This is a genomic window from Exiguobacterium acetylicum DSM 20416 (genome assembly GCF_000702605.1).
GTDB classification, from domain to species: domain Bacteria; phylum Bacillota; class Bacilli; order Exiguobacteriales; family Exiguobacteriaceae; genus Exiguobacterium_A; species Exiguobacterium_A acetylicum.
Genome location: NZ_JNIR01000001.1, coordinates 2,581,898 through 2,597,568 on the forward strand (window position 1 = coordinate 2,581,898; position 15,671 = coordinate 2,597,568).

General features: G+C 46.4%; 15 protein-coding genes. 10 read left to right on the top strand and 5 right to left on the bottom strand.

Annotation, left to right across the window (positions count from 1 at the left end; translation table 11 throughout):
- Positions 1-91 precede the first annotated feature (91 nt).
- The 5 genes from P401_RS0113675 (at position 92) to P401_RS0113695 (ending at position 6,123) form a co-directional block, all read left to right on the top strand.
- Positions 92-1,759 carry a PTS transporter subunit IIBC gene (locus P401_RS0113675; protein ID WP_023469728.1) on the top strand — a complete coding sequence of 556 codons (1,668 nt, stop codon included), beginning with the start codon at positions 92-94 and terminating at the stop codon, positions 1,757-1,759.
- Between the two features lie 86 nt (positions 1,760-1,845).
- Entirely contained in the window at positions 1,846-2,649 is an 804-nt protein-coding gene (locus tag P401_RS0113680; RefSeq protein ID WP_029342925.1) for an endonuclease/exonuclease/phosphatase family protein, read from the top strand.
- A gap of 169 nt (positions 2,650-2,818) precedes the next feature.
- Positions 2,819-4,231 carry a sucrose-specific PTS transporter subunit IIBC gene (locus tag P401_RS0113685; protein WP_023469730.1) on the top strand — a complete coding sequence of 471 codons (1,413 nt, stop codon included), beginning with the start codon at positions 2,819-2,821 and terminating at the stop codon, positions 4,229-4,231.
- 34 nt (positions 4,232-4,265) lie between these two features.
- Positions 4,266-5,201, top strand: a complete 936-nt coding sequence (locus P401_RS0113690) for a PRD domain-containing protein (RefSeq protein WP_236627121.1) — start codon at positions 4,266-4,268, stop codon at positions 5,199-5,201.
- Positions 5,188-6,123 carry a carbohydrate kinase family protein gene (locus P401_RS0113695; RefSeq protein ID WP_029342927.1) on the top strand — a complete coding sequence of 312 codons (936 nt, stop codon included), beginning with the start codon at positions 5,188-5,190 and terminating at the stop codon, positions 6,121-6,123. Before P401_RS0113690 ends, P401_RS0113695 begins: the two co-directional genes overlap by 14 nt.
- Before the next feature lie 107 nt (positions 6,124-6,230).
- On the opposite strand, the gene P401_RS0113700 is transcribed toward P401_RS0113695, so the two are convergent.
- Positions 6,231-6,926 carry an alpha/beta hydrolase gene (locus P401_RS0113700; protein ID WP_029342928.1) on the bottom strand — a complete coding sequence of 232 codons (696 nt, stop codon included), beginning with the start codon at positions 6,924-6,926 and terminating at the stop codon, positions 6,231-6,233.
- A gap of 173 nt (positions 6,927-7,099) precedes the next feature.
- Here P401_RS0113700 and P401_RS0113705 point away from each other — a divergent pair, with 173 nt between their 5' ends.
- Positions 7,100-8,356, top strand: a complete 1,257-nt coding sequence (locus P401_RS0113705; protein WP_231681714.1) for a purine/pyrimidine permease — start codon at positions 7,100-7,102, stop codon at positions 8,354-8,356.
- A gap of 43 nt (positions 8,357-8,399) precedes the next feature.
- On the opposite strand, the gene P401_RS0113710 is transcribed toward P401_RS0113705, so the two are convergent.
- The 4 genes from P401_RS0113710 to P401_RS0113725 all read right to left on the bottom strand — a co-directional run bounded on the left by P401_RS0113710 (position 8,400) and on the right by P401_RS0113725 (position 12,314).
- Positions 8,400-9,893, bottom strand: coding sequence for a peptide MFS transporter (locus tag P401_RS0113710; RefSeq protein ID WP_023469735.1), 1,494 nt, complete (start codon positions 9,891-9,893; stop codon positions 8,400-8,402).
- A 239-nt stretch (positions 9,894-10,132) separates the two neighbouring features.
- On the bottom strand, positions 10,133-10,768 hold the full coding sequence (locus tag P401_RS0113715; RefSeq protein ID WP_029342929.1) for a Rossmann-fold NAD(P)-binding domain-containing protein: 636 nt from the start codon (positions 10,766-10,768) through the stop codon (positions 10,133-10,135).
- A complete protein-coding gene (locus P401_RS0113720) occupies positions 10,765-11,988 on the bottom strand; it encodes a glutathionylspermidine synthase family protein (protein ID WP_029342930.1) in 1,224 nt (407 codons plus the stop codon). Before P401_RS0113720 ends, P401_RS0113715 begins: the two co-directional genes overlap by 4 nt.
- Positions 11,985-12,314: a hypothetical protein gene (locus P401_RS0113725; protein ID WP_029342931.1), complete on the bottom strand. Its 330-nt coding sequence runs from the start codon at positions 12,312-12,314 to the stop codon at positions 11,985-11,987. The genes P401_RS0113720 and P401_RS0113725 overlap by 4 nt, the downstream gene beginning before the upstream one ends.
- 147 nt (positions 12,315-12,461) lie before the next feature.
- Here P401_RS0113725 and P401_RS0113730 point away from each other — a divergent pair, with 147 nt between their 5' ends.
- From P401_RS0113730 to P401_RS0113745, 4 genes are all read left to right on the top strand, one after another.
- Positions 12,462-12,905, top strand: a complete 444-nt coding sequence (locus P401_RS0113730) for a hypothetical protein (protein WP_029342932.1) — start codon at positions 12,462-12,464, stop codon at positions 12,903-12,905.
- Between the two features lie 85 nt (positions 12,906-12,990).
- Complete coding sequence (locus P401_RS18710) at positions 12,991-13,164, top strand: hypothetical protein (RefSeq protein ID WP_023469740.1); 174 nt, start codon at positions 12,991-12,993, stop codon at positions 13,162-13,164.
- 31 nt (positions 13,165-13,195) lie between these two features.
- The gene (locus tag P401_RS0113740; RefSeq protein ID WP_029342933.1) at positions 13,196-14,752 is read left to right on the top strand and encodes an ABC-F family ATP-binding cassette domain-containing protein; all 1,557 of its coding nucleotides are present in this window, start codon (positions 13,196-13,198) and stop codon (positions 14,750-14,752) included.
- A gap of 132 nt (positions 14,753-14,884) precedes the next feature.
- Complete coding sequence (locus tag P401_RS0113745) at positions 14,885-15,670, top strand: alpha/beta hydrolase family protein (protein ID WP_029342934.1); 786 nt, start codon at positions 14,885-14,887, stop codon at positions 15,668-15,670.
- Position 15,671 lies beyond the last annotated feature (1 nt).

Here is a 15,671-nt window from a genome sequence, read left to right on the forward strand (position 1 = left end):
CAATTCTATATGCAAACGGTTGCATTAATCGCTTACATTATTGCACTGTTCTTACACACATATTAGAGAAAAAGAGATACAAAAGGAGTGAATGATCTTGAAAAATGCTATTTCGTTCGATTTTTGGCAAAAACTCGGTAAAGCGTTGATGGTCGTCATCGCTGTTATGCCTGCTGCAGGAATCATGATCTCGGTCGGGAAACTGATCGGCATGTACGGAGGCGATATCGCGTTAATGCAAACGATTGCTCGAATCGTTGAAGATTTAGGTTGGGCCATCATTACGAACCTTCACGTCTTGTTTGCCGTAGCGATTGGTGGATCATGGGCAAAAGAACGTGCTGGTGGTGCGTTCGCAGCGTTACTCGCCTTCATTTTGATCAACCGCGTCACAGGAGCTATCTTCGGCGTCAACGCTGACATGATCGCGGATCCAAAAGCAACGGTCGATTCATTGCTTGGTTCTGAGCTCATCGTAAAAGATTATTTCACTTCAGTTTTAGGGGCACCTGCTCTCAACATGGGGGTATTCGTTGGAATCATCTCTGGTTTCCTTGGTGCTGTTCTCTTTAATAAATTTTATAACTTCAGTAAATTGCCAGATGCGCTTGCATTCTTCAACGGAAAACGTTTTGTTCCATTCGTCGTTATCGGTGGATCAGTCGTGGCAGCATTCGCCTTATCACTCGTTTGGCCGTTCGTTCAAGGCTTATTAAATGACTTCGGTCGCTGGATTGCCTCTTCACGTGATTCTGCACCGATCATTGCACCGTTCGTATACGGTACACTCGAGCGTCTATTACTTCCGTTCGGTCTTCATCACATGTTGACTGTACCGATGAACTACACGGAACTCGGTGGAACGTACAAAATCCTGACAGGTGCTGCTCAAGGATCGACGGTTGCGGGTCAAGATCCGCTTTGGTTAGCTTGGATCACTGACCTTGTTAACTTAAAACAAGCCGGTAACACACAAGGATACAATGACTTAATCAACAGTGTCGTTCCTGCTCGTTTTAAAGAAGGACAAGTCGTCACATCACTTGCTTCATTGATCGGTATTGCTGTTGCAATGTACATGTCAGTTGATGAAGATAAGAAGAAAGCATACAAACCTGTCTTCTTATCTGCTGGACTTGCAGTCTTCTTGACAGGTGTCACGGAGCCAATCGAATTCATGTTCATGTTCATCGCTCCTGTTCTTTACGTCATCTACGCTGTATTGACGGGTGTTGCCTTCGCACTAGCAGATGTCATGCATCTTCGGATTCACGCATTCGGTGCGATCGAACTCTTGACGCGGATTCCATTGATCGCAAAAGCTGGTTTAATTGGTGATTTAATTCGTTTCATCGGTGTCTGTGTGTTCTTCTTCTTCTTGAACTTCTTCACGTTCCGTTTCGTCATCAAGAAGTTCAACTATGCGACACCAGGTCGTAACGGGAACTATCTGGACGATATCAACGTATCTACAACTGAAGCTTCAGGTGAGGCTGCTGCGACATCAGCTCCTGCCGACGGTTCGCAAGCTTCACAAATCATCGATTTGCTTGGTGGACAGCAAAACATCGAGGACGTCGATGCCTGCATGACGCGTCTTCGTGTCACTGTCAAAGATCCAGCGCTTGTTGCAAAAGAAGCAGACTGGAAAGCAAACGGTGCACTTGGTCTGATCCTTAAGAACAATGGCGTGCAAGCCATCTACGGTCCAAAAGCCGATATCTTAAAATCAGATATCCAAGACCGGATCGGCGCATAAACCTGCGAGATTGGGGAACTACCTAAAGGTGAAGCTCTTTTATAAGAGTTTCACCTTTCTTATTTGAAAAATCAGGAGGACCACTCATGCGTCTACTCACATTAAACTGTCATTCGTGGCAAGAAGAACAACCACTTGAAAAATTAAACCAGATCGTCCAACAAATTCTCGCTCAAGATTATGATGTCATCGCACTACAAGAAGTGAGTCAATTGATGGATACACCCATCGTCTATGACGATGTGCGCAACGATAACTTTGCCTATTTGATCCAGCAAGCGTTAAAAGACCAAGGTCAAACCTACTCCCTCGTCTGGGATTTTGCTCATATCGGCTATGATAAGTACGAAGAAGGACTCGCTCTTTTGACGAAACATCCAATCTTAAAATCGGACAGTTATTATGTCAGCCGCAGTCAAGATACATTCGATTGGAAATCGCGAAAAATCGTTCGTGCGACGATCCAAGTCGACGGAATACCGATTACGTTCAATACATGCCATCTTGGCTGGTGGGCAGATGAAGTCGAACCGTTCCAGGAACAATTCAATCATTTGATGGCTCGGATGGATCCACTCGAATGGACATTCTTCCTCGGTGATTTCAACAACGATGCCTTAGAACGAAATACAGGTTATGACTATATGATGCAACGGGGATTGCACGACGTCTTCCTGCTAGCTAAGGAAACGGTTGGAATTGAGACGATCAATGGCAACATCGATGGATGGGAAGACAATCAACAAGGATTGCGGATCGATCTCGTCTTATCGAATCGGAAAATTGACGTCGAACGCGTCGGTGTCGTGTTTGATGGGGTTCACGGACCGGTCGTTTCCGATCACTACGGGGTTGAGGTCGATATTCAAATTCAAAAAAATGAAAATTGATTGTTGACAACGCTTTCTTTTCTCCTTTATGATGAAATCAAATCAATAGTGCGGATTGTGACAGTACGGCTGGCAAGACCGAAATGATGCCTCCTTAGGAGAGGTGTCGTTCGGTCTTGCCTTTTTTTGTCTCATTCAGCACGTTTCATGAAAAAGGAGGATTTTTCCGATGGATTATCAACAAACTGCTAAACGTGTGCTCGAACTCGTCGGTGGACGCGAGAACATCATCACTGCTGCTCATTGTGCGACGCGTTTACGTCTTGTCTTGCATGATGAATCAAAGGTCGATCAAGCAGCACTTGAAGACTTAGATGGTGTCAGCGGCGCCTTCTCAAGTTCTGGTCAATACCAGATCATCTTTGGAACCGGTACCGTCAACAAGGTATTTGCTGCGTTTGCACCACTTGCCGGTGTAAAGGTCGATGGAGAAGAACCACTCGACGTTAAAAAGGCTGCATCGCAAAAATTAAATCCGTTCGCCCGTCTTGCCCGCTCGCTCTCGAACGTCTTCGTTCCACTCATTCCGGCAATCGTCGCAGCCGGTCTTTTGATGGGATTACTCGGTATGATCAAGGCCTTCGGTTGGGTTGACGGTGATTCACCGATCGTCCAACTACTGGATATGTTCTCGTCTTCTGCCTTCATCATCTTACCGATTCTGATCGGTTTCTCGGCAGCTCGTGAATTCGGTGCGAACCCGTACCTCGGTGCCGTCATCGGGGGAATCATGACACACCCGTCCCTCTTAAACCCTTGGACGCTCGGTAATAGTGATCCGGAAGTCATGAAGTTCCTCGGAATGAACATCGAGTTGATCGGTTATCAAGGAACGGTCTTCCCGGTTCTCTTAACGGTTTGGGTCATGGCAAAGATTGAACAACAAGTTCGTAAGCGGACGCCAGAAACACTCGATCTACTTGTCACACCATTCGTCACTGTCCTCGTCACTGGATTCTTGGCATTGATCGTTATTGGTCCGATTGGAACGTTACTCGGAAAAGGCATTTCATTCGTACTCGTCTTCTTCTATGAGCAGTTCTCAGTCGTCGCCGGTCTTCTCTTCGGTGGACTTTATTCGACAATCGTCATCACGGGGATGCACCACAGTTTCCATGCCATTGAGGCAGGATTACTTGCCGACAAGAGTATCGGAAAGAACTTCCTCTTACCGATTTGGTCAATGGCGAATGTCGCTCAAGGTGGTGCCGGACTTGCCGTTTACTTCTTAACGAAGAACGTCAAACTCAAAGCACTCGCCCTACCGTCTGCGTTCTCGGCCTTTCTCGGAATCACGGAACCCGTCATTTATGGCGTCAACTTACGTCTTGGAAAACCATTCATCGGTGGTGCCATTGGTGGTGCGATCGGTGGCGGTTATGTCGTCTTGACACAAGTCGCTGCGAACGCTTATGGATTAACTGGAATTCCAATGATTGCGATCGTCGCGCCACTCGGTGCATCAAACTTGATTAACTATCTCGTTGGGTTCGCCATTGCAGTCGTCACTGCTTTCATCTCGACTGTCGTCTTGATGCGTCTCGATGCACGAAAACAAAAAGAAACGGACGTTGCTGCTTAATCCTTCATGCGACCAAACCGAGTCCTCGGGCTCGGTGGTCGCATTTGTCGGTTCGCAAAGCGCCGGAGTTCGCTTTATAATAGAAGAAAAGACCGGAAAGGAGGACGTCAGGCTGATTATTCATAAAATCCTCAATAACAACGCTGTTGTCGTCAAAGAAAATGGACAGGAACGCATCGTCATGGGACCAGGCATTGCTTTTGGAAAAAAGAAAAAAGATCCGATTCAAGCGACGAAAATCGAAAAAATGTTCATCCCTTCATTTGAAAATGCAGAACAGTTTAAAGAGATTCTGACAACGACACCACTCGAGATCATTGATTTATCGGAACGGATCATCTCGCATGCAGAAGGTGAGCTTCAGACACCGTTTCATGACTATATTCATGTCAGTCTGACGGACCACCTTGCTCACGGCGTACGATTAGCACGTGAACAACTCGTCGTGCATAATCGATTGGCAGAAGAGATTCGCCTTTTGTATGGACCGGAGTATGCAATCGGAGAATGGGCAGTTCTTGAAATCGAGCGTGCTTTACAGGTCACACTACCGAAAGAAGAAGCGGCGAACATCGCGCTCCACTTATATAATGCACGTCAAACGCATCCGAACATGGCTACTGCATTACAAACGGTCACGTTACTCAATGAACTACGTGAACAGATCGAAGTCTTTTTTGGACAAACGATCGAGACCTCATCGATGACGTATTATCGTTTCTTTACGCATATGAAACTGGTCCTCGCCCGGATTGAACAAGGAGAAACCTTACACGACATGGATGATGTGATTTTATCTGCCGTCAAAACACGTTATGCCGAGGCTTATGCCTGTGCGAGTCAAATGGGCAATTGGTTGACTGTCGAACTCGATACACGTGTACCTGAATCAGAAATCGGCTATATGGCTTTACACATCGAACGGATTCGTCCGGATCTTGAAAGGAGTTCTACGTATGAAAATCTTTAGTTTAGGGGAAGCATTGATTGATTTGATTCCTCTCGATGCTGATAACATGACGTTTCAAAAAAATCCTGGAGGTGCTCCTGCCAATGTCTCTGTCGGACTCGCTCGATTAGGTGCTGATAGTTATTTTCTTGGAGCTGTCGGTGATGATTCGATGGGGCACTTCTTGAAAGATACGTTACATCATTATGGTGTTCGTACCGATCATCTCGTCCACGATTCGACGCAAAAAACAGGACTTGTGCTCGTTACGAACGGTCAGGATGGAGAGCGATCGTTCGAGTTCATCAACGCGGAGCGCGCTGATATGCAATTCCACGAAACGCATGTCCCAGAGGATTTCACGTCCGTCGATTTATTACACATCGGTTCGATCTCTTTGATTACTGGAGAATCCGTCAACGCGACACGAAAAGCCATCGCACGTGCAAAAGCACACGAAGTACCCGTCTCTTACGATCCGAACTTACGAGAGTCGTTATGGCCGAATCTTGACGAAGCGCGGACGACGATTCGGTCTGTCCTACCGGATGCACAAATTGTCAAACTTGCTGAGGAAGAATTGACGTTTCTAACTGGACAAACGAATCTTGATGACGGGGCTGCTGAATTGTTAGCTGAATATCCGATTCGTCTTCTTGCCATCACGCGAGGAAGTGAAGGATCGATTCTCTATACGGATCGTGCGATGGCTGTCATCGATGCGATTACGGTCGACGCAATCGATACGACAGGTGCTGGAGATACCTTCATGTCCGGTTTACTCTACCAGTGTGCGTTACGCGATTTTTCATTTGATTGGTCTGAAGATGAACTTCGCGACATCGGTCGATTCGCAGCAATTTCAGGCGGACTTGCTGCTTCTGTCAAAGGAGCGATGGCTGCTTTGCCAACGCTTGACGAAGTCGCTCATCGCTTGAGTTAAATCGATGACTCATTAGAAATAAGGATGGAGAGATTCCGGACTCAGTGCCGAAATCTCTCCATCCTTTTCGTTTGATTGATGAATCGTTTATTCACTAAGAGCATCGATTAAGGTGTATCGATAAATCGTTTGATTTCATCTAATGACTCGTCCTGTTGTTCTTTTGGCGTTAATGGGCTACTATTGTCTCCCTTTTGTCGACCGTACATACCAAAGTTTGCATGGTTCCCTTGCTTGATTTCATGGAATACCGCATCTTTTCGAACGTCCTGTTTACTTTTTTCGATATCAGCGACGGGTAAGACACCATCTCGTCCACCATAAATCGTCAATGAGGGTATATCAATCGAATCAATCGGATAGGACGCGAGAAAAACGATCCCCTTAATTTTCGGATGTTGTTCGACGATCGTCGAAGCCGCGCTTCCGCCGAGCGAATGCCCGATCAGATACCACTTTTTGACCTGCGGATATTCCTCGATGATAGCGAGTCCTTCGTTTGAGTCAAGCAACGCAATTCGAAACGGTAGCTTCGGGATGACGACAAAGTGCCCTTCTTTCGCTAGTTGTTTGCCGTAATAACTGTAAGCCGCTGCATCAACTTTTGCTCCTTGATAAAAAATGAATCCGACGTCACTCGCCTCTTTCCCGAACGTCACTTCACGGGGTGTCTCTGTTTCCACGTAAGATATCGCTTGCGAGGAAGCATCATAATCGAACTGTGCCCAGATCATGAAGGCACATACAAGCAGTGCCAAGATCGCAGCAATCGTTCCGATGATTCGTATAATCCACTTTTTCATGTCATTCCCTCCTGTTACCGTTATACCCAATATTATGTGTTAAATCACATATGAAAACAAATATTAGAATTTTCAGTCATTGTAAGCATGCCTATCTCTTTTTCATGAATTGGTTTAAGATGAAACCAATATTGTTTTTTCGAAAGGAGATTCACGTTTTGCCGCGTACCCTTGTGTCTACGATTCAATGGTTTTTATTCATCATTTGTACCAACATTGCCCCGCCCCTTGCCATCGCAGCATCGTTTGAACTCTCGGGTGCCGAGACGCTTTCCTTCTTATCTCGTTGTCTATTCGTATTTGCCATCTTAAGTCTCTTTCAAGTCCTGCTCGGACATCGTCTACCGATCATGGAAGGTCCTGCTGGAATTTGGTGGGGTGTATTTGCTCTCTATTCGTCGATTGGTGTCACATTGTACGGCAGTTACTCAAACACGTTACAGTCGCTTGGATTCTTACTCCTACTCAGCGGTATCATCTGTATCGTCTTGACGATGACGGGTGTCTTACGGCGCTTAGTCCCTCTTTTTACACCGCAAGTCATCGGTGTCTATATGCTGTTGCTGTCGGCACAACTGTCCGGATCCGTCATGAAAGGATTGCTCAATATCGAGGATGGACGAATTCAAGTATTACCTGCCGTCATCTCGATTCTGACGGTCTTGATCTCGCTTTATTTAGAACGCAGTGATCGCTTACGCCAGTATGCTTTATTAATCACGCTACTCGTCGGTTGGAGCATGTTTGCATTAATCGGTCGTGCCGAGATGCCAAGCTTTGATGGTCCACTGTTCACTTTACCGAGCTTGTTGCCGTTTGGCGGTATTCATGTCGACTGGAGCTTATTACCGACAGCTCTCATCATCTCATTGTTGTTAATGACGAACGTCTTAGCAAACATTAAAGTCATCGAACGGATCATCAGTGCCAAGCGCGGAGAAACCGTCAAAGGACAAGTCGGAACAGCTGGTATCACGGCTGGTATCGGACAACTCTTCGCTGGTCTGTTCGGTACAGTCGGTCCTGTCGCGATTTCCGGAACGGCTGGGTTCATTGCCTCAACAGATAACACGGACCGGAAAGCGTTCGTCTATGCGAACATCACGTGTCTCTTCCTTAGTATCGTGACACCATTCGTCGGATTGATCGCTAAAATCCCCGTCGCTGTCGGTTATGCGATGGTCGCACCAATCGTTGCCGGCATGGCAATCATCGGCGTCACGGAAGCAGCCCGTGACTTGAATCGTCAAACGGCGATGATCACGGTTGGTCTCCCGGTCCTCGTCGGTATCGGTGCGTTGTTACTACCGAAAGGAGCAACGGCCGATTTACCACCACTTGTGACGACCCTGATGTCGAACGGTCTCGTCCTCGGAACATTGGTCGCCTTGCTTGCAGAAGGGTTACGCCATATTCGGACGAACGATTAATAAAAAGACGCTTTCTCGATTGAGAAAGCGTCTTTTTCATGCATCAGCGAATGCCGCGCATGTATTTTTGAAGTTTTGGTGCGAAAGCGAACAAGAGTAATCCGAAGATGACGGCAACGATACCCGTGATACCGAAGTACAAAATCTCCGTGTCATTCGTGTAGTATTTAACAATTTGTGCGTTGACCGCTTGACCTGTTGCGTTCGTCAAGAACCACAAACTCATCGTTTGCGCTGAGAAGGCTGCCGGCGCCAGTTTTGTTGTTGCCGATAGACCGACTGGTGACAAGAAGAGCTCACCGATGACGACGAGGAAGAAGCTCAGTGCAAGCCAGAGTGGACTAACTGATGTCTCAACACCGAACAGGATCCCTGGTAGTGTCATGACGATGAATGAAAGTCCGGCGAACAGAAGACCAAACGAGAACTTTTGCATCGTCGTTGGTTGACGGTCACCGAGTTTGACCCAGAAGCTCGCAAACACAGGTGCTAATACGATGATGAAGAGCGGATTCAACGATTGGAAGAACGCTGGTTGAATCTCGAATCCTAAGAATGAAAGGTTCGTCCGTTCACTTGCGAAGATGGAGAGGACGTATGAACCTTGTTCTTGGATTGCCCAGAAAATCGCTGCTGCGATGAAGAGCGGAATATACGCAATCAAACGTGAGCGCTCATCATCCGTGATCTTTGGACTACGAAGCATGACTGTGAAGTAAGCAATCGGAATCAAGATCCCGAGAATCGTAACCATTAAAGTAAAACGAGAAATCGTCAACAGTCCTGTCATCGATGCAACGACACCGAGTACCGCAACGACGACGACAACGATTGATGCGATCGTGATGAAACGTTTTTTCTCGTCCCCTTTTAATGGGTTCAAGACATACGTACCCGCTTGACCGAGGTTTTTCTTTTTCGTCAAGACGAAGACGACAAGTCCTGCGAACATCCCGATGGCAGCGAGTGCGAAACCAGCGTGATATCCACCGCGGTCAGCCACTTCACCGACGACGAGTGGTGAGAGGAATGCCCCAGCGTTGATCCCCATGTAGAAGATACTAAAACCAGCATCGCGACGGTTATCCGTCTTGCTGTACAAATCACCAACGATATTCGATACGTTCGGTTTCAAGAAACCAGTACCGATGACGATGAGTCCCATCGAGATGAAGAGGGCTGTAATGCCTGCTGGTAAAGCAAGGACGATATGCCCTAGCATGATCAAGATACCACCATAGAAGACGGTCCGTGACGTACCGAGTAAACGGTCAGCTACCCATCCCCCAATGATCCCTGACATGTAGACGAGCGAACCATAAACGGCCATGATTGACGCAGCTGTCGTCTTATCAATACCTAGCCCACCATTGGCAACTGAATCGTACATGTAGAAGATAAGGATGGCACGCATGCCATAGTAGGAGAAACGCTCCCAAAACTCAGTGAAGAAGAGGGTGAACAACCCTTTTGGATTCCCGAAGAATCCTTTTTGCGGAACGGTCTTATAGACCTGATCGCGATCAAACTCTGCCATATGATCGGCTCCTTTCATCAATCCTAAATAAGTGCATAATCCATCATCTTTTCCCGCTTTCCTCAAACGATAAGCGTGACGAAACAGATAGGATACGAATACACTGTTTTGCCTGAATTGTCTCACTTCTTTTTTTATATATGAGACAGCACTTTACCATTCAACCGCAAATCATTTGATGAGTCAAATATTATTTACGTTACAAGAATAACAAAAAGAGCAGTCGACTACTCGACTGCTCAGGATTGCATCTGTTTCGATTCGATGATTGTAATTCCAGGCGGTGCATGTAACGTTTCACGGATCATCGCTGCAGCGACTTGACCAGCTTCGATCGGAGCAATGGCGCTCCGCTTCAACAAGGGGCGTAAGACCGTTGAAATTTTCGCAGCCGCTTGTTCGCCGAAGCGGAATTCATCTCGATCCCCTAGTAACAATGATGGTCTAAAAATCAATAACGCGTCATACCCCAGTACACGTAATCCGTTTTCCGTGTCCCCTTTTACGCGATTGTAGAAGGTTTTGGCATTCGGATGGGCACCGAGCGCCGAAATCAAGGCAAATCGTGTCGCCCCGAGGTCTAACAATTCACGACCAAGTTCAATCGGATATGTGTAGTCAACCAGACGAAATGCCTCTTGCGATCCTGCTTGTTTGATCGTCGTGCCCAGTGCACAATAGACATGGTCAACGACAGGTAATTCAATTTCTGTCACACGATCAAAATCAATCACCCATTCTTCCAATTTCGGATGAAAACGGCGCATCGGGCGGCGAACGAGAACATGTACCTCGCTGTATGCATCTTCTGCCAACAAACGATCGACGAGTTCTTGTCCGACTAGACCAGATGCTCCTAAAATTGCTGCTCTCATACGTTTCTCCCTCCTTCATGCTGTCGACCAATTGGTACGAAATAGGAACGGTTTCCAGTGATCCGTTCTCCGGCACGTACACCGATCGCACTTGGTCTTCCTCCTAAAATAAAGACACCGTACATATACGCGACTTCTCCCTCTTCCCGAAGTGAGTACGTCGGTAATTCTTGATATGCTTGATAAACAGCCGGTTGATCACGAAACGTATGCTGTTCGTTTTTTAGCATGATATTTCCGCGTTCATCATGGACCGTCACAGTATCTCCCTCACGGCCGAAGATCGGTTTTTTAACGAATGATCGCTGACTTGAAATGAATGGATCAGCGGATAAGTATGTCGGTAAAAAATAACGCGCAATCATCATGTGGTCCGTTTCGCTCAAGTACGGATGATTGGTTTCATGCAACATCCAGATTAATGCAAGAACCGACTTGGCTTGCATTAAAAAGGCAGACGGCGGGTTGATGATTTCCAGTCGCCCCGTCTCAACGAGTTGCAGGAGTAATTGTCCTAAATTTCTTCCGTCCTCATCCCGGTCAAGTAAGGCCATCTCGATCGGAAAGGTTTGACGATATAAAATATCGATTCTTTTACCTGCCTCATCGTACAAACCTTCTTCCGGACGAATCTCTAAAGCATGAAGTGGACAGTAGGTCGCATCACTCCAAAACGACTGCAAATACTCAGCCGTCAACCGATCCTCGATATGGTCACCATGTGAGGTGAAGACGACGTGCGGATGCTGTTTCGTCCGATGTGTCGCGGCTTCGATCGCACGACGGACCGTTGCCTTCAGCCATTTGTTTTCCCCATCGTTGACCCGTTCAAAACCTTGTTTTTCCGCTACGACATCATTGACTTCAAATACTTCCTTAATGAAAGTCGGCGTATCCGAGTTCCATTCCATGAGTGAAATACGATTTGCCGTCGCAATGAAATCAAAGCGTCCGATGACGGTCAACGGTCGCATCGTCTCGAGTCGTAAAAAAGCGAGACTTTCAACTGGAAAGCCAAGCTCGAGCAGCGCCTCATCATCCATCGACCGAAGAATCGGAAGCACTTTCTCAAATATCTGGTAAACTTCTTGCGCTGCGATATGCAGTTGATCGATTCGTTCGTCCGAGATGGGCATGATTTCCGTCACAGCGTACGGTTCCCCGTCCAACACATCCCAAAAACGATCAATGTCTCCATAAAACGTTTGCCGCTTGTTCATCCGCCGAAAAAGCCGGAAGACGAGCCTGTTCCGAATCCTTTTGTCTTCGTGTTATAGCTTTTCACTGCTTTTGATTTCGGCGTATATCCTTTTGTTCGCATCGCACTATGCATCAAGGCACGGGATGCGAAATAACTACCACCCCAGTAATAGAATCCTGAATGGGTCGACGAGCTATCATCACAGTACCAAACGCCTTCATCATTATCGTATTCATAGTCATCACAATCCGGATCGTCTGGTCGTTCCGCTCGTGCATCATCCGATCCGCAACCACTCAGTGTCGTTCCAATCAACAGTGTTGCAGCTAATGTCGCTTGTTTCATCCAATTCACCGTCTCAGTCCCCTTTCCATTTACTCTCGTTATGGATAGTATACGCTTTTTCAGAGAGAAAAGTTTCTTTGTTCTACCGGAACTTTTTTTCTCCGAACGTGGTAATAGTATCTATAGAACAAAAAGGAGGATTTACGCATGTCACTTGCCTATTATGTTGAAGAAAATGATGAATTCCATCCGATTTATCAATACGATCGCTATGCAATTGAGCCAGAAGAGATCATCGCCCATCAACTCTGTGAATTCCATATCATCGAAGGACATCAATATGAGCTTCGTTCCAATGAAATGGCAGGCGAATACGATCAATTGATCGTCGACCATATCAAAGCATCGCCCCGTGCAACGGAAGAGCGCGTGTATCCACCTCATCAAATCCACATTGAATTCAGAAAGTATCTATCAGATAGTGCCCAACCGCTTTTAAAAACATCAACGGTTCCGAACCATGTTCAAGCGATGCGTTTCTTGATCAAGGACAAGATCGAAGTCGAAGGTCACGGCATTTTCGAGCGTGATAGCTGTGAAATCGATATCGATCGCAATTGTTACGTCGTTTATCTCGCAGATACACTTTAAGAAGTAAAATCAAGTCTCTTCATTTCCAAGAGACGTTTTTTTGGCATACTAGAAGGTAAGAACGAATCAATCGAGGTGAACGAACATGAGTGAACAACCAAAAAAACTATCATTGCAAGAGGCAATGATCGAGCGCTTGAAGGCAAAAAAACAAGCGCAAACAAAACGTCCGACCGGCTTACAAGGGACACAAACGAAACAATTGACGAGCCAACAGACGAAAAAAGCGAACAACCAGAAAAAACGGACAGGCGTCTAAGTCACAGGAATTCATGAAATAAGGAGCAATTATGAGTATTTTAACGGTATCTAACTTAAGTCACGGATTCGGTGACCGCGCCATTTTCGAAAATGTCTCCTTCCGCCTGTTAAAAGGCGAGCACATCGGTCTCGTCGGTGCGAACGGTGAAGGAAAATCGACGTTCATGAACATCATTACGTCTCAACTTGAGCCGGATGATGGAAAAGTCGAATGGGCAAAGCATGTACGCGTCGGTTATTTGGATCAGCACGCTGTCCTTGAAAAAGGATTAACAATTCGCGATGCCCTTAAAGGCGCATTCCAGTACATGTTCGACATCGAACAGGAAATCAATGATTTGTACGGTAAAATGGGCGAAGTCGAGCCAGAAGAACTTGAAAAGATGCTCGAAGAAGTCGGCGTCTTACAAGATATTTTGACGAATAACGACTTCTATACGATCGATGCAAAAGTTGAAGAAATCGCGCGCGGTCTTGGTCTCGATGAGATCGGACTCGATCGGGATGTACAGGAGCTCAGTGGTGGACAGCGGACGAAAATCCTGCTTGCTAAACTTCTCCTTGAAAAACCAGACATTCTCTTACTCGATGAGCCGACCAACTATCTCGATGTCCAGCATATCGAATGGTTGAAACGCTACTTGAATGAATATGAGAATGCGTTCATCTTGATTTCGCACGATATCCCATTCCTTAACAGTGTCATCAACTTGATTTATCATATGGAAAATCAAGAATTGAATCGTTATGTCGGTGACTATGACAACTTCGTCACGATCCATGAAGCGAAGAAAAAACAACTCGAGTCTGCGTTTAAGCGTCAACAGCAGGAAATCTCTGAGTTGAAGGATTTTGTTGCTCGGAACAAAGCACGTGTCTCGACACGGAACATGGCGATGTCACGTCAGAAGAAGCTCGATAAGATGGATGTTATTGAACTTGCGCAAGAACGTCCAAAACCAGAGTTCCATTTCCTCCAAGCACGGACACCAAGTAAATTGATGTTCGAAGCAAAAGGTCTCGTCATCGGATACGATGAGCCACTTTCTCGTCCTCTCGATCTGACGATCGAACGTGGGCAGAAGATTGCCTTGCACGGTGCGAACGGAATTGGTAAATCGACGTTGCTCAAGAGTTTGCTCGGTGAAATTCCAGCTGTCTCTGGTGTCGTTGAGCGAGGAGAAAACCTGCATATCGGGTACTTCGAACAAGAAGTTAAAGAGAAGAACTCGAATACGTGTATCGAAGAGATTTGGAATACGTTCCCGTCTCTGACACAACAACAAGTCCGCGCCATGCTCGCGAAGTGTGGTTTGATGACGAAACACATCGAATCGAAAATCGAAGTGCTCAGCGGTGGGGAAAAAGCGAAAGTCCGTCTTTGTAAATTGATGAATACGGAATCGAACATCCTCGTACTCGATGAGCCGACGAACCACTTGGACGTCGAAGCCAAAGAAGAATTAAAACGTGCGTTACAAGAGTACAAAGGAACAGTCTTGTTGATCTCACACGAACCAGAATTCTATGAAGCTGTTGCGACAGACTTATGGAACTGTGAATCATGGACGACAAAAGTATTCTAAGCGATGCTTTACAAAAGATGGGATGCCCAAAAGGGTATCCCATCTTTTTAGTTCACACACTTAATCATTGCATGATTGTGCATCTTCACGCACACTAAGACTTAGAAAATGATTATGAAGGAGCGTGTTTTTTTGGAAACGATCACGAAAAAAGCAACACTATCCTATCTCCATGTTCCAAGCGGTGGTTCAGAACAGTTGATTGTCCGTCTCTATTCACCTGAACACACAGAGGATGCTCCACTGATTGTCCTCTTCCACGGATTTCCCGGGAAACAGTTGAATATGGACTGGGCAGTTCAACTTCAAAGCGCAGGATACCATGTACTCGTCACGTCATATCGTGGAACGATTGGAAGTCCCGGAACATTCCGATTCCAGCATGTTTTGGAAGACGCAACTGCCACATTACAGTACGTCTGCTCAGAGTCTTTCACTACCGAACATGGCATCAAGGCAGATCAGATTACCGTCGTTGGTCATAGCATGGGCGGCTTCGCCGGTCTGCATGCTTTTGCTGAGACACCAGAGGCTGCACATTATGTCGGGATCTCTCCGTTTAATTTCGGTCTCGTCGGTCAGCTCGTCCTTGAACATCCAGAATACGAAGCTGCGCTACACGGTGTACTCGAGCGTGGAGCTGCTTTCCTAAATGGTGCCGTTGCTGACGCGTTACTAGACGAGTTGAAGCACCATCATACGACTTGGAACTTACTGACGCTAAAAGAACGTCTAGCCGATCGCTCGATGTTACTTATGACGTCAGAACGGGACGAAACGTCGATCAAAGCACTCCATCATGACTTACTACTATCAGACAGCCCGTTTGAGGAAGCGATCGTCGATAGTGATCACAACTATATCGAGAATCGGGATGCTGCCTTTAACGAATGGACGTCTTGGCTCGCACGACAATGAA

Bases quoted from the DNA above. Each gene is read 5' to 3' on its own strand.
- P401_RS0113675 (WP_023469728.1), top strand. From the start codon at position 92: ATGATCTTGAAAAATGCTATTTCGTTCGATTTTTGGCAAAAACTCGGT.
- P401_RS0113680 (WP_029342925.1), top strand. From the start codon at position 1,846: ATGCGTCTACTCACATTAAACTGTCATTCGTGGCAAGAAGAACAACCA.
- P401_RS0113685 (WP_023469730.1), top strand. From the start codon at position 2,819: ATGGATTATCAACAAACTGCTAAACGTGTGCTCGAACTCGTCGGTGGA.
- P401_RS0113695 (WP_029342927.1), top strand. From the start codon at position 5,188: ATGAAAATCTTTAGTTTAGGGGAAGCATTGATTGATTTGATTCCTCTC.
- P401_RS0113700 (WP_029342928.1), bottom strand. From the start codon at position 6,926: ATGAAAAAGTGGATTATACGAATCATCGGAACGATTGCTGCGATCTTG.
- P401_RS0113710 (WP_023469735.1), bottom strand. From the start codon at position 9,893: ATGGCAGAGTTTGATCGCGATCAGGTCTATAAGACCGTTCCGCAAAAA.
- P401_RS0113715 (WP_029342929.1), bottom strand. From the start codon at position 10,768: ATGAGAGCAGCAATTTTAGGAGCATCTGGTCTAGTCGGACAAGAACTC.
- P401_RS0113720 (WP_029342930.1), bottom strand. From the start codon at position 11,988: ATGAACAAGCGGCAAACGTTTTATGGAGACATTGATCGTTTTTGGGAT.
- P401_RS0113725 (WP_029342931.1), bottom strand. From the start codon at position 12,314: ATGAAACAAGCGACATTAGCTGCAACACTGTTGATTGGAACGACACTG.
- P401_RS0113730 (WP_029342932.1), top strand. From the start codon at position 12,462: ATGTCACTTGCCTATTATGTTGAAGAAAATGATGAATTCCATCCGATT.
- P401_RS18710 (WP_023469740.1), top strand. From the start codon at position 12,991: ATGAGTGAACAACCAAAAAAACTATCATTGCAAGAGGCAATGATCGAG.
- P401_RS0113740 (WP_029342933.1), top strand. From the start codon at position 13,196: ATGAGTATTTTAACGGTATCTAACTTAAGTCACGGATTCGGTGACCGC.